The 14,289-nt window shown below is 35.8% G+C and carries 12 protein-coding genes; 9 read left to right on the top strand and 3 right to left on the bottom strand.

The genetic code is table 11. The features are described from left to right. The first annotated feature begins 114 nt into the window (after nt 1-114). Nucleotides 115-615 (top strand): nicotinate-nucleotide adenylyltransferase, encoded by a 501-nt coding sequence (locus AC1B0Z_RS01340; protein ID WP_483793742.1) that lies wholly within the window; start codon nt 115-117, stop codon nt 613-615. A gap of 6 nt (nt 616-621) precedes the next feature. Here the strand turns inward: AC1B0Z_RS01340 and AC1B0Z_RS01335 are convergent, their stop codons facing one another. The 3 genes from AC1B0Z_RS01335 to dnaK all read right to left on the bottom strand — a co-directional run bounded on the left by AC1B0Z_RS01335 (nt 622) and on the right by dnaK (nt 4,564). Beyond that, complete coding sequence (locus tag AC1B0Z_RS01335; protein WP_483793741.1) at nt 622-1,851, bottom strand: class I SAM-dependent rRNA methyltransferase; 1,230 nt, start codon at nt 1,849-1,851, stop codon at nt 622-624. Between the two features lie 77 nt (nt 1,852-1,928). Further along, nucleotides 1,929-2,495, bottom strand: coding sequence for a transposase (locus AC1B0Z_RS01330; RefSeq protein ID WP_483793740.1), 567 nt, complete (start codon nt 2,493-2,495; stop codon nt 1,929-1,931). Between the two features lie 155 nt (nt 2,496-2,650). Then, nucleotides 2,651-4,564, bottom strand: coding sequence for a molecular chaperone DnaK (gene dnaK / locus AC1B0Z_RS01325; RefSeq protein WP_483793738.1), 1,914 nt, complete (start codon nt 4,562-4,564; stop codon nt 2,651-2,653). Nucleotides 4,565-4,734: 170 nt separating this feature from the next. On the opposite strand from dnaK, the gene AC1B0Z_RS01320 reads away from it, so the two are divergent. The 8 genes from AC1B0Z_RS01320 (at nt 4,735) to AC1B0Z_RS01285 (ending at nt 14,289) form a co-directional block, all read left to right on the top strand. Beyond that, nucleotides 4,735-5,256, top strand: a complete 522-nt coding sequence (locus AC1B0Z_RS01320) for a collagen-like triple helix repeat-containing protein (RefSeq protein ID WP_483793736.1) — start codon at nt 4,735-4,737, stop codon at nt 5,254-5,256. A 139-nt stretch (nt 5,257-5,395) separates the two neighbouring features. Then, on the top strand, nt 5,396-6,817 hold the full coding sequence (locus tag AC1B0Z_RS01315) for an L-serine ammonia-lyase (RefSeq protein WP_483793734.1): 1,422 nt from the start codon (nt 5,396-5,398) through the stop codon (nt 6,815-6,817). Nucleotides 6,818-7,027: 210 nt separating this feature from the next. Further along, a complete protein-coding gene (locus AC1B0Z_RS01310) occupies nt 7,028-8,836 on the top strand; it encodes a DUF1800 domain-containing protein (protein ID WP_483793732.1) in 1,809 nt (602 codons plus the stop codon). A 5-nt stretch (nt 8,837-8,841) separates the two neighbouring features. Next, a complete protein-coding gene (locus AC1B0Z_RS01305) occupies nt 8,842-10,257 on the top strand; it encodes a DUF1501 domain-containing protein (RefSeq protein WP_483793730.1) in 1,416 nt (471 codons plus the stop codon). Beyond that, nucleotides 10,254-11,009, top strand: coding sequence for a T9SS type A sorting domain-containing protein (locus tag AC1B0Z_RS01300; RefSeq protein ID WP_483793729.1), 756 nt, complete (start codon nt 10,254-10,256; stop codon nt 11,007-11,009). Before AC1B0Z_RS01305 ends, AC1B0Z_RS01300 begins: the two co-directional genes overlap by 4 nt. Before the next feature lie 292 nt (nt 11,010-11,301). Beyond that, nucleotides 11,302-12,120, top strand: coding sequence for a 3-methyl-2-oxobutanoate hydroxymethyltransferase (gene panB / locus AC1B0Z_RS01295; protein ID WP_483793727.1), 819 nt, complete (start codon nt 11,302-11,304; stop codon nt 12,118-12,120). Between the two features lie 73 nt (nt 12,121-12,193). Beyond that, on the top strand, nt 12,194-12,892 hold the full coding sequence (locus tag AC1B0Z_RS01290) for an RluA family pseudouridine synthase (RefSeq protein ID WP_483793725.1): 699 nt from the start codon (nt 12,194-12,196) through the stop codon (nt 12,890-12,892). Nucleotides 12,893-12,909: 17 nt separating this feature from the next. Further along, nucleotides 12,910-14,289 carry an aldehyde dehydrogenase gene (locus AC1B0Z_RS01285; protein ID WP_483793724.1) on the top strand — a complete coding sequence of 460 codons (1,380 nt, stop codon included), beginning with the start codon at nt 12,910-12,912 and terminating at the stop codon, nt 14,287-14,289.

Raw genomic sequence — 14,289 nt, 5'->3', positions numbered from 1 at the left:
AGTTACAAAATGTACTTACCAAAAATAATCTAAATAATTGATAACATGACATTTATCATTTTTTTATTATGCATGCATAGTTAATTTTGATCCTGTATTTATAAAACCTCAGTCATGAAAACTTTTTTATTTAGCCTTTTTCTACTAGGCTGTTTTGCTTTTAGTAATTCACAAACAGTTGAGCTTCCCGAAACTATTATTTCAATCAATTCTGATTACTTCAATTCAGTAGATACTCAAAACTATTGTAACTATGTTCAAAAATTAGAACAAGCATTATTAGACTATGATCATTCTGATTTATCTGAACTCTATGATTTAAAAGATGATATTTATAAAGTTACCTTCAAACTTCCTGAAGGAAAAATAATAGCATCTTTCAATAAAGATGGAAAGATTATAAAAACTTACGAAAAGTATAATAATATCAGACTCCCACAATCTGTTTTACAAGCTATTGCAGAAAAATACCCAAATTACAGTATAGAAGAAGATGTATACATTGTTAAGTTTCATTGCGATGCAGATGCGCTACAACAAGAATATAGAATAGAAATTAAAAATGAAGACACTAAGCTAACACTTAAAACTAACGAAAAAGGTGTGTTTATTTAATACCAACTAATCTAAAAATTGGTAATACCCACTTTTTAAATACGCACCTTCGGGAAACCCAATGGGATGATCTACATCGTGTTGGGTTTTCAATTTTAAACTGTATGTTCTATTTTTTGACGATAATACTTGATTATTGATATCAAAAAACGTTTGGGCAATAACTCGGGAGGAACAAGATGCTAAAACTAGTAATCCATTTTTAGCAGTTAGTTGCTCCCCTAACTGAGCTAATTGTGCGTATTTCTTTTTTGCCAATTCAATTTCTGAAGCTTGTTTTGCAAAACTTGGTGGATCAATCACTACAACATCATAAGTGATTTTGTTTTTAATCAATTCTTTTAGTTCTTCAAACGCATCACCTGCAATAGTTTTATGAACTCCTGAATAATTATTAAGTTTTCCATTTTGAACAGCAATTTCTAAGGCTTGTTTACTAATATCTAAGCTCGTTACTTCTTTTGCGCCATTTGCCAACGCATGCACTGAAAAGCCACCGGCGTAACTAAACACATCTAAAACTGTTTTTCCTTTACTCCACGCGCCTACTTGTTTTCTATTAGCCCGATGATCTAAAAAATAACCGGTTTTATGACCTTTGATAACATTTGCTGAAAAAATCACACCATGTTCTACAAACTGAACAACCTCGTTTTCCAAAGTGCCATAAACCACAGCTCCATTTTTTAATTGATGTGATTTTGAGTTTTCTAAACTCCTACTTAATCGAATAACTACAGTCTCTGCATTAGAGGTTTGTTGTAAATTTTTTAAAATAGGCTCTAGATACGGTAACCATATTTCAGAATAAATTTTTACTACCAAAACCGATGCATACACATCAGCGATTAATCCAGGGAAACCATCATTTTCTCCAAATATAAGGCGGTAACTGTTCGTGTTGGTTTCTAATAAGGATTGACGTTTGTTGAATGCTCCTTTTATTTTATTTTGAAAGAACGCTGCATTGATTTCTGCTTTTTCGATGCCAGAATGCAACATTTTAATCCGTATAGGAGAATTGGCATCATACAAACCCAAACCAATTACACGATTTTTATTTTTACTGAAAATTATGGCTAAATCCCCAGTTTTGGCATCTGTATTAATCTTAGTAATACTATTTGAAAATACCCAAGGGTGGCCTTTTAAGACGAATTGTTCGCCTTTGGTGTTTAGTTTAACGGCTAAACGTTTTGGTTTATATTTGGGTTTTATATTTGAAGAGAAAACCATTAATTCCTTTGGTTAATTTTAATTGAAAACACAAAAACATGCTCATTATTAATTGTGCATTACAAATGTATTAGAAATTACATACGCAATCCTTTTTTATTGTTTCTATCGCGCTGCCACATAGCTGGATTATTCAAAATATAGTTTTGAATATTGACCAATGATTTTTCATTTTGAATAATATGGTCATAAAACCTAGATTGCCAACCAAAATTTATATCAGGAAATTTTTTATTTATTTCAAATGTGCATCTGCCTTTGTACCAGCGTATAATACGTGATATATTTTTGTGGAACATTGGGTTGTTTTTCCCTGTTACACCACCTGTAGAGACGCGATTCATCACGTCTCTACCAACCACAGAATCATTATCAATCCACAAAACACCATGTATATGATTCGGCATCACAACCATTTCGTCCAATTTCATAAATGGAAATTGTTGTGCAATTGCATCCCAATATTTCTTAACCAATACCCCAACATCATTCAAAACCATATCACCATTGATAACGTCACCAAAAAAATGATTCCGGTCCGCAGTACAAATCGTAATAAAATATGCACCATTTGATGCATAATTGTATCCCTTCAAACGCGCTGACGGAATTCTGTATTTATCATTAAATTTGGGTGCAGACATAATTATAAACAATATACAAATTAATCCGTACAGACGCGATTCATCGCGTCTCAAAACAATGAATCATAATGAGACGCGATGAATCGCATCTCTACCAAATAAAAAAACGCAACCAAATTGGTTGCGTTTTATCCAAATAATGCAATCGCATTTTTTTATTTCACCTCCTCAAAGTCAACATCCTCAACATCATTGCCTTCAGATTGCGCTTGATCTCCAGCACCAGCATCTGGTCCTGGTTGTGCACCACCTGCTTGTTGTGCTTCAGCTTGTGCTTTGTACATTTCTTCAGAAGCTACTTTCCAAGCTTCATTTATTTTCTCTAAAGCTGGCTCAATTTGTGCCAAATCTTTAGTTTCATAAGCTTTCTTCAACTCTTCTAAAGCATCTTGGATTGGTTGTTTCTTATCATCAGATAATTTATCACCAAACTCTTCTAATTGCTTTTCCGTTTGGAAAATCATAGAATCAGCTTCATTTAATTTTTGAGCCGTTTCAGCTGCAGCTTTATCTGCTTCAGCATTTGCTTCAGCATCAGCTTTCATTTTTTGGATCTCTTCTTCAGTTAATCCAGAAGACGCTTCAATTCTTATATCTTGTTTCTTACCAGTGGCTTTATCTTCAGCAGATACTTTAATGATACCATTGGCATCAATATCAAAAGTTACTTCAATTTGTGGCGTACCACGTCTTGCTGGTGGAATACCATCTAAGTGAAAACGTCCAATAGTTTTATTATCTGCTGCCATAGCGCGTTCACCCTGTAGTACGTGAATTTCTACCGATGGTTGATTATCTGCTGCAGTTGAAAACACTTGCGATTTCTTAGTAGGAATCGTAGTATTAGCTTCAATCAACTTTGTAAATACATTACCCATAGTTTCAATACCTAGTGATAATGGTGTTACATCAAGTAATAATACATCTTTAACATCACCTGTTAATACACCACCTTGAATACCAGCACCTAAAGATACAACTTCATCAGGGTTTACACCTTTACTTGGTGCCTTTCCGAAGAATTTCTCAACAGCTGCTTGTACTGCAGGAATACGTGTAGAACCACCTACTAAAATTACTTCATCAATATCACTTTTACTTAAACCAGCCGCTTTAAGTGCAGAATCACATGGCTCTATCGTACGTTTTACTAAATCGTCAATTAATTGCTCGAATTTAGAACGTGTCAATGTACGTACCAAGTGCTTCGGGCCACTAGCTGTAGCTGTAATATACGGTAAGTTAATTTCTGTCTGTGTAGAAGATGATAATTCAATCTTAGCTTTTTCAGCAGCTTCTTTCAAACGTTGCAAAGACATCGGGTCCTTACGCAAGTCCATATTCTCTTCAGCATTAAACTCATCTGCTAACCAATTGATGATTTTTTCATCAACATCATCACCTCCTAAGTGTGTATCACCATCAGTAGACAATACTTCAAATACACCATCACCCAATTCAAGGATAGATACATCATGCGTACCACCACCAAAGTCAAACACCACTATTTTTTGGTCTTGTCCTTTTTTATCTAAACCATAAGCCAATGCAGCAGCAGTAGGCTCATTAATAATACGCTCTACTTTTAAACCAGCAATCTCACCAGCCTCTTTCGTTGCTTGACGCTGAGAGTCATTAAAATAAGCAGGCACAGTAATAACCGCTCTACTTACATCTGTACCTAAATAATCCTCGGCAGTTTTCTTCATTTTTTGAAGAATCATAGCCGATAGTTCCTGTGGCGTATACAATCTGCCATCAATATCTACCCTAGGTGTATCGTTGTCACCTTTTACCACTTTATATGGCACACGTTCTGCCTCTTTTTTAGATTCAGAATATTTATTTCCCATAAAACGCTTAATAGAATAAACCGTTTTAGTAGGGTTTGTTACCGCTTGTCTTTTCGCAGGATCACCAACCTTAATTTCGCCACCTTCTACAAACGCAATCACCGATGGCGTGGTACGTTTCCCCTCCGCATTTGGGATTACAACAGGATCGTTACCCTCCATTACCGAAACGCAAGAGTTGGTTGTTCCTAAATCGATTCCAATAATTTTACTCATAATATATTTTTTATTGTGTTGAATGTTCTTTTTAAACTCGATTTCTAATAGTCAATCATTATGCCATGACAAGAAATATGACATGATGTCATAAATTTATATTAAACATTAATAAAATAATAATCACTTTGGTATATCATTTGATATTATGATTATAAATCCTAATAATTATGAAACGTATTTTATCTTTTTTTGCAGTATTCGCCATATTATTAACATCTTGTACAGGACCCCAAGGACCTCCTGGGTTTGACGGTTTTGACGGTATTGATGGCATTAACGGGCAAGATGGCGGCCTTATCGTAGCTTCTGCTTTTGAAATTGAAGTTAATTTCAATGCTGACAATAACTTCCAATTTACAGAACCTTACGGTTTTGAAGTTTTACCTTCTGATGTTACCTTAGTTTACATTGAATGGGAAACTGATGCTGGTGAACCTATTTGGAGACTATTAACACAAACCGAATATTTTGAAAACGGTATTTTAGTTTACAATTATGATTTTACACAACAGGATGTTACGTTCTTCTTGGATGGAACAATAGATTTTAATACTTTAGATGATAGTTGGACTCAAAATCAGGCATTTAGAGTCGTTGTTATTCCAGCAGATAATATTGATGGTCTTGACACTTCAAACTTTAATTCAATTATGGATGCTAGTACTATCGAGTTATTTGATATACGATAAAATTTATGTAAAATAGATATAACCACTAATAAATAAAATCAAAGCATTTTCATTAACATGAGAATGCTTTTTATTTTAAAAAAAAAAATCTTAAAGATTCTATTTTGATATATTTGAAGTATTAAAAACGACTCTGTAAATGGAATGTATCTCAGTTTTCGACATGCTAAAAATAGGTATTGGCCCATCAAGCTCCCATACACTAGGGCCTTGGCGAGCTGCCGAACGCTGGATAAACGAACTTAAAACAGCAAATAGATTCGAGGATGTTCAGAAAATTACAGTTAATCTTTACGGCTCATTATCCCTAACAGGAAAAGGACACGCCACAGACTATGCCGTTATGTTGGGACTAAGCGGAAAAGACCCTGAAACCATTCCAACAGATGATATTGAAAACACCGTAAAACTCATAAAGGAGAATCATATTATAGATTTTGGAGGAGAAATTAAACTAGCATTCAATCCTAAAACAGATATTATATTTAATAGAAAGTTTTTACCATTTCATGCCAACGGCATGAGCTTTACAGCGCTTGTAAATGATAAAAAAAGCACCTCAAAATTCTACTCCATTGGTGGAGGTTTTGTTGTAAAAGAGGAGCGTAAAAATGCAAAACGCAATTTTGAAATAAAATGCAACTTCCCTTACCCAATCGACAAAGGCACGGATTTGCTACAATATTGTAAGCAGCTTAACAAACCTATATCACAAGTGGTATTAGAAAACGAAAAATCTATTCGTACTTCCGAAGACATTAATAAAGAACTACAGCGCATATGGGACACCATGCTAGAATGCATGTATATAGGTTGCCATACTGAGGGGACACTTCCCGGGGGTTTAAACGTAAGGCGTCGCGCATACGACATTTACCAAAACTTAAAAGGAGAAAAGGTCTATACGACTCCTGTAGAATGGATTTATGCCATACGCGATACCGAGGTTAAATTCCGCCAAATTCTGAAATGGGTAAGCTGTTTCGCTTTAGCAGTAAATGAGGTAAACGCCTCTTTAGGTCGCGTTGTAACAGCGCCAACCAATGGAAGCGCAGGTGTTATTCCAGCTGTACTGATGTATTATTTGGTAATAGAAAACCACGACGGTAATTTTGAAGACATTAAACGCTTTCTTCTGGTTGCAGGAGAAATAGGTAGTATATTTAAAAAAGGAGCCACTATAAGTGCTGCAATGGGTGGTTGTCAAGCAGAAATTGGTGTATCATCTGCCATGGCTGCTGGGGCGCTTTGCGAATTGCACGGTGGCACACCAGAACAAGTACTAATGGCAGCCGAAATCGCTATGGAACATCACCTAGGTTTAACCTGCGACCCTATAGGTGGTTTAGTACAAATCCCCTGTATTGAACGTAACGCCATGGGAGCTATAAAAGCTATAAATGCATCTGAATTAGCATTGGATACTTCACCAGAAAATGTAAAAGTGCCTTTGGATAAAGTGGTAAACACCATGTGGGAAACCGCCAAAGATATGAATACCAAATACAAAGAAACTTCAGAAGGTGGTTTGGCTGTTGGTGTGCATTTATCAGATTGCTAGTTCGCGCATCAAAATATCTGATTTATAATTACTTACCAATTTTAGCGTTAAAACGCTATACATTCTTGACTTCAAAGATAAATATCGACGAAAGCTAATCAATATTTACGTTTCATCGAAAAAATAATTCATTAATCGGTTATTTATTTATATTTGAACGAATTAAGACTTAAAAAACCTACAATTTAAAGTTAATTCAATTAAAAAACTATGAAAAAACATCTACTCTTTACGCTTTCGTGCTTAACCTTAAGTATCTCCGCTCAAGATTACAGAGATTATTTAGGTGCAGGTCATAGTAAAGGGATAACAGTAACATCTAGCAGTCAACAAACAAGAACAGATTGGAGAGAAAGTGCTGAGGCTATAAATACTATAAATGGGAATGGGTTAGATGGAAAATTACTAGAAACTTCTCGTTTTCTAGCGCAAGCAACTTTCGGAACTAATTTAGAATATATAAAATCTGTAGCAGAACAACCTTTTGAAGATTGGATTGACAATCAATTTGGTATAGAGTCCAAACCACTTCAACAATTAACTCAAGAAATCTATTCAGAAGCACGTCAAATACATGTTTCTAATGGCGGAAGCGCTGAAGATTTTGATAATCTCAATTGGCAATATTTTATGTATGCTTGGTGGCAAAGCAATATTAAAAATGAAGACTTACTACGTCAAAGAATTGCCTTGGCCTTAAGTCAAATTCTAGTAATTTCAAGAGAATCAAACCTCTCTAGTTATGGCGTTGGTCTAGCAGACTATTACGATGTTTTAAAAGATAATGCCTTTGGTAATTATAGAGATCTTTTAAAAGAAGTTACGCTTCATCCAATGATGGGTGTGTATTTAAGTCATTACAATAATCCAAGAAGTGTTCCAAACAGAAATATTCATCCCGATGAAAACTATGCCAGAGAGATCATGCAGTTATTTACGATTGGATTATATGAACTAAATCAAAACGGCACATACAAACTTGATGGAGAGGGTAATCGCATGCCCACCTACGATAACGATGATATTAAAGAATTTGCCAAAATTTTTACAGGCCTAGGACCTGCAGCTATTGAAGAGGAGTTTACAGATAGAACTTTAAGGTTTGGTATGGGGCATTATTTTGCTAGAAAGGATATGCCAATGATAATGTATGATGATTGGCATGAGCCTGGAGCAAAACAATTATTAAATGGCTACACCATTCCAAACGGTCAGTCGGGTATGCAGGATATTGATGATACGATCAATCACTTATTCAATCATGACAACACGGGACCATTTATAGCAAAGCGATTAATACAGCAATTAGTAAAATCAAATCCATCTCCTGCCTACGTATCCAGAGTAAGTGCTGCATTTAACAATACCAAAGGTGTAAGAGGCGACATGAAAGCCGTAATTAAAGCCATATTATTGGATGAGGAAGCTAGAAGTTGTAGCTGGATAGAAAACCCAACAAGCGGTAAGATTATTGAACCTATGATGCGGTATTTTAATGTTGTACGACAAGTTGATTTAGATAACGAAGATGGACGTTATTGGAATAACGGACAACATTTTTTCAGGGATACGGGTCAAGCACCTCTCGCAGCACCAAGCGTGTTCAATTTTTTCCTACCTGAATATGTTCCTAATAGTGAATTTGCCAATGCAAACCTGTTTGCGCCAGAATTCCAAATTCACAATTCTGCTACCAGTATCAATTATCTTAATCAGGTTGATGCTTGGACAAACCCTCGATGGTACGAAGTTTTAAGAACATGGGGATTGGAACTAGATGGAACACCACTAGACTTTGAAGCATTAAAGTACTATGCAAAAGATAGTGAAGTATTGGTAAATCAATTAGATAAATTATTTACTAGAGGGCAACTATCTGATGAAACCAAACAAATTATAGTGGATGCAGTTGAGGGCATTACAAGAGGTTGGGGTGATGATGTTACCCAAACAGACTTAAGAGTAAAAATGGCACTATACCTACTAATGGTAAGTCCTGATTATGTCATTCTAAAATAAGATTTATGGCGAAGAAGAAAAACACAATGTCAAGAAGAAAATTTTTGGGAGACTCATGTGCTGCGTTGGGCTACACCACTCTATTTTCCTCTCTTATCAACCTAAAAGCTATGGCAGCAGCTGCCATGGATAATTCAGCCATTATACCTTATGGTGGGGATTATAAAGCGTTAGTTTGCCTTATGCTAAGCGGCGGAAACGATTCTTTTAATATGCTCATTCCAAAGGGAAACAATGAGTATAGCGAATATGCTACAACTAGATCAAATTTAGCAATACCGCAAAATGATATCTTGCAAATTAATCCAAACACAAACGATGGTAGGGTCTTTGGTTTACACCCACAACTTACTGATATGCATCAAATGTTTGAGAGCGGTAACCTTGCTTTTTTATCTAATGTAGGTACTTTGATAGAGCCTTCTACAAAAAGTGATATTAAAGATAATATTGTAAAAACACCACTTGGGCTGTTTTCACACTCCGATCAATCTCAACAATGGCAAACAGGAAATCCTGGAGAGCGTACAAATATTGGTTGGGGAGGAAAAATTGCAGATTTGGTTCAATCAATGAACTCTAGTCAAGAAATATCAATGAACATTTCTCTACGTGGCTCAAATATATTTCAACGTGGTGATCAAATAACGCCATATACTATTAAAAACTCAGGGAGTGTTGGGATAAATGGTTACGGTGGCAATGGTTTTTTTAACGAATTAAAGACCAATGCTCTAAATTCCATGCTAGAAAAAGACTATCAAGATATTTACAAAAACACTTATAAAAATACCGTAAAAGCATCAAATGATGCCAATTTAGCATTTCAAGCTGCAGTTGATGGCGTTCAAGACTTTATTACACCGCTTCCTGAAGAAAATAATTTAGCGGAACAATTGCATATGGTGGCTAAAACTATCGGAGCAAGAGACACATTAGGGTTCTCCAGACAAATATTTTTCGTAGAAATTGGAGGATTTGATAATCATGATGAATTGCTCATCAATCATGGGGATAATTTAAAAGAAGTAAATGATGCATTGAGCTATTTTAATAGTTTAATGTTTGAACTTAATACGAATGATTGTGTTACAACGTTTAGTGTGTCCGATTTTTCTAGAACATTAACCTCTAACGGCAATGGAACGGACCATGCCTGGGGTGGAAACGCCTTTATGATGGGAGGTGCAGTTAACGGAAAAGAAATTTACGGAGAGTATCCAACATTAGCGCTTGATAGCGATTTAGATTTAAGAAATGGTGTACTCGTCCCTACCACTGCCGCTGATTTATATATGGCAGAATTAGCCCTATGGTTTGGGGTTTCCCCGACAGACTTAAATATGGTACTGCCCAATTTGTCAAATTTCTACGATACAAATAGCGGCACACCTCCAATTGGATTTATGAATTTAACATGATGAAGCATATTTATCTATACATAGCCTTATTTTTCGTTTCTGGAGTACAAATTCTAGAGGCGCAATGCTATCCTGACAGACACAGTACAACGTGGTTTGACGGTTGGGTATCGTGTGAACCTTCACAAAACCCAATTACCTCATACGGAGAAACACATTGGATTATGTACGACTTAGGATATAATTACGTGCTAAACGAAACCCAATTTTGGAATGCCAATGAAGCCAAAAACCTAGATTTTGGCATAAACGAATTTAATATAGATTACTCTTTAGATGCTGTTACTTGGACTAAACTAGGTACGTTCAATTTAGAGCAGGCAACAGGTTCGTCAACGTATCAAGGTAGTGAAGGCCCGAATTTTAATGCTACAAAAGCTAGGTATGTTCTTATTACCCCTACGTCAAATTTTGGTGGTAGCTGTTATGGCTTAAGCGAACTAAAAATCGCTATTACAGATCCTTTTACAGTGGTTGAAGAAGAAGATGGTTACAATGCATCAGTCTATCCAAATCCATTTATAGGTAACGTTTCGCTTAGAATAGTAAGTCTATCACAATCAGAACCTGTGGACTTTGTACTCTACGACATTATGGGTAGAGCTATAACAGCAGGAAATATCACTATTTCAGAGGACAGTCAAAACTATCAATTACCAATAAATGGACACAATCTATCCGTGGGTATTTATATTTTAAAAACCAATCAAAACGGTTTGGAAAAGTCTTTCAAACTTATCAAAAGGAAATAAGTGTTTGGGCGCTCCCCCGCTTTATGCGGGGTCGGGCTTTCCGCTATATCTTTTCGCGTAGCAGTCTTGAACTCATTTCAGGATCTCATCATTTCAAGATCAATTTATAATATTATGAAAATCTTGGAATTTTAAACACTACACAAAAAGGATGCCGCTACAATCCCTAGCGCACTTGCTCGCAGCAACATTTCGTTTTACACAATTTAAGTCTCTATCGCAACTCCAACAATAAAATAATCATTACAATCTTTAATTTACTATTTTTACGGCTACACAAAATTTATATAACATGTCTACCGCTAAAAAAGAATACAAACGTGTTACGGTAAAATCCCTAGTGGATATGAAATCTACTGGCGAAAAAATATCAATGCTTACCGCTTATGATTATACTATGGCTAAAATTGTTGACGGTGCTGGGGTTGATGTAATTTTGGTTGGCGATTCGGCAAGTAATGTGATGGCTGGACATGAAACTACACTCCCCATTACTTTAGACCAAATGATTTATCACGCATCCTCAGTAATAAGAGCCATCGATAGAGCTTTAGTTGTAGTAGATTTGCCTTTTGGCAGCTACCAAAGCGATCCAAAAGAGGCCTTACGTTCTGCTATTAGAATAATGAAAGAAAGTGGCGCACATTCCGTTAAATTAGAAGGCGGCAAAGAAGTAAAAGAATCCATAAAGCGTATTTTAAACGCTGGCATTCCAGTAATGGGGCATTTAGGGTTAACACCCCAATCCATTTATAAATTTGGTACCTATACCGTTCGTGCCAAAGAGGAGCAAGAAGCAGAACAATTATTGAGCGACGCAAAAATGCTTGAAAAATTAGGCTGTTTCGCCATTGTTCTGGAAAAAATTCCAGCTAAACTAGCACAACAAGTCGCCGAAAGTGTAAGCATTCCTATTATTGGCATTGGTGCTGGCCCTGAGGTGGACGGGCAAGTATTGGTGCTTCACGATATGATTGGAATGACGCATGAATTTAACCCAAGGTTTTTAAGGCGCTATTTGAATCTATATGAAGAAATGACCAGCGCCATTTCCCAGTATGTTGATGACGTGAAAACTCAGGATTTTCCTAATGAAAGTGAGCAGTATTAGTAAACACTCTCAGTCACAGTTATAAGTTTTACTCAAGAATCTCAAATCACATTAGTGAAAATTCGTGAAATTCGTGTCAAAAAAAACACTATCAAATAAAGACAACCTTCAAGTTCTTTACGAGGACAACCATTTAATCATTGTCAATAAACGTGCTGGCGATATCATACAAAGCGATAAAACCGGAGACACTCCGCTTAGTGATGTGGTTAAAGCCTATATTAAAGAGAAATACAACAAACCTGGAAACGTTTATCTAGGAACAGTACATCGTTTGGATAGACCCACAACAGGTATTGTGATGTTCGCAAAAACCAGTAAGGCACTACCAAGACTAAACAAATTATTCTTGTCAAAAGAAGTCAATAAAACTTATTGGGCGGTAGTCAAGAACCCACCGTCTAAACCTGAAGGCACCTTAATACATTGGCTTAAAAAAAACCCGAAAAACAACAAGTCGTATGTCCATATTAAACAAGTGAAGGACAGTAAAAAAGCAATTCTACATTATAAAATCATTAAGAAATTAGATAATTATACGCTTTTAGAGGTGAATTTAGAAACGGGCAGACACCATCAAATCAGAACACAATTATCACACATTGGCAGCCCTATAAAAGGAGATTTAAAGTATGGATTTGACCGAAGCAATAAAGACTCCAGTATTCATCTTCATGCAAGACAAATTGAATTTATGCACCCAGTAAAAAAAGAACCTATATCCCTTGTAGCACCCCTGCCAAATGATGTAATTTGGGATGCTTGCATTTAATGTTTTATCTTAGGTAAATGAAATCAATACCAGATATTTTAGCTTCCCATAAAGCGTTGTTTTTATCTCAAACAACAAAAGATGTTTCGTATCGTTTGTCGCTCTTAAAGGCTCTAAAAACTGAAATTATTAAAAGAGAGCAAGATATTTTAGAGGCATTGCATAAAGACTTCAAAAAATCAGAATTTGAAACCTATATTAGTGAATTTGGGCTGGTGCTTTCTGAGATAAACCTAGCCATTAAAAAACTAAAATTTTGGAGTAAACCACAACGCGTCAGGTCATCAATATTAACGTTTCCTTCTAGAGACTACATTTATAAAGAGCCCTACGGTTCTGTTTTGGTGATTGCCCCTTGGAATTATCCATTTCTATTGGCTATAGATCCTCTAATTATGGCAATAGCCGCTGGCAACACCGTAGTCTTAAAACCAAGCGAACTTACCGAAAACACTTCAAAAGTAATTACACAAATTATAAAACATGTATTCCCAGAAAACATAGCTATTTCTATTGAAGGCGGTGTAGAAACTTCAACAGAATTATTAGCTCAAAAATGGGACTATATCTTTTTTACCGGTAGTACTAAAGTTGGCAAAATAGTGGCAAAAGCAGCAGTAAAACAACTTACACCAGTAACGTTAGAATTGGGCGGAAAATCACCATGCATTATTGATAACACCAATAACCTGAAACTTGTGGCGCGCCGTTTAACATGGGCAAAATTGTTTAATGGCGGGCAAACTTGTATTGCCCCTGATTATGTACTTGTAAAATCCTCTGCTAAAATAGATTTAGTTGAAGCGTTAAAAAATGAAATTATAAAGCGCTACGGCGACAACCCTAAAACATCCCACGATTTTCCAAGAATAATTAATTCTAAAAACCTAGAAAGATTAAAGGGCTTAATAAAAAATGAAACGATTCTGTTTGGAGGTGAAATTGATGAAACCGACAATTACATGGCACCAACCTTGATTGATAACCCAAGTTTGGATAGCGAAATAATGCAGGAAGAAATTTTTGGACCTATTTTGCCAATTCTTACTTATGATACTGAAAACGATATTGAAACCATTGTTTTAAAAAACGATAAGCCATTGTCCCTCTACGTTTTTTCAAAAGACAAACGTTTTGTTGAAAACACAATCAAAAAATTTAGTTTTGGTGGTGGTGTTATTAACGATTTACTGGTACATTTTGGCAACCCCAAATTACCGTTTGGAGGCATCGGTGGTAGCGGTATGGGAAAATATCATGGTAAGCACGGTTTTGATACATTTTCACATGAAACGTCAATTATGAAACGGGGTACTTGGTTTGACCCTTCTTTTAGATATGCACCTTACAAAGGAAAAACAGATCTCTTAAGAAAGGTTTTTAAATACTTTGGGTAG

It is taken from the genome of Hyunsoonleella sp. J2K-J805 (assembly GCF_057167125.1).
This window is presented reverse-complemented; position numbering and strand designations above follow the sequence as displayed.

What these genes read in the sequence shown, in the direction of transcription:
- AC1B0Z_RS01300 (WP_483793729.1), top strand. Translation starts at nt 10,254, where the DNA reads ATGATGAAGCATATTTATCTATACATAGCCTTATTTTTCGTTTCTGGA.
- panB (WP_483793727.1), top strand. Translation starts at nt 11,302, where the DNA reads ATGTCTACCGCTAAAAAAGAATACAAACGTGTTACGGTAAAATCCCTA.
- AC1B0Z_RS01335 (WP_483793741.1), bottom strand. Translation starts at nt 1,851, where the DNA reads ATGGTTTTCTCTTCAAATATAAAACCCAAATATAAACCAAAACGTTTA.
- AC1B0Z_RS01315 (WP_483793734.1), top strand. Translation starts at nt 5,396, where the DNA reads ATGGAATGTATCTCAGTTTTCGACATGCTAAAAATAGGTATTGGCCCA.
- AC1B0Z_RS01320 (WP_483793736.1), top strand. Translation starts at nt 4,735, where the DNA reads ATGAAACGTATTTTATCTTTTTTTGCAGTATTCGCCATATTATTAACA.
- AC1B0Z_RS01285 (WP_483793724.1), top strand. Translation starts at nt 12,910, where the DNA reads ATGAAATCAATACCAGATATTTTAGCTTCCCATAAAGCGTTGTTTTTA.
- AC1B0Z_RS01340 (WP_483793742.1), top strand. Translation starts at nt 115, where the DNA reads ATGAAAACTTTTTTATTTAGCCTTTTTCTACTAGGCTGTTTTGCTTTT.
- AC1B0Z_RS01305 (WP_483793730.1), top strand. Translation starts at nt 8,842, where the DNA reads ATGGCGAAGAAGAAAAACACAATGTCAAGAAGAAAATTTTTGGGAGAC.
- AC1B0Z_RS01330 (WP_483793740.1), bottom strand. Translation starts at nt 2,495, where the DNA reads ATGTCTGCACCCAAATTTAATGATAAATACAGAATTCCGTCAGCGCGT.
- dnaK (WP_483793738.1), bottom strand. Translation starts at nt 4,564, where the DNA reads ATGAGTAAAATTATTGGAATCGATTTAGGAACAACCAACTCTTGCGTT.
- AC1B0Z_RS01310 (WP_483793732.1), top strand. Translation starts at nt 7,028, where the DNA reads ATGAAAAAACATCTACTCTTTACGCTTTCGTGCTTAACCTTAAGTATC.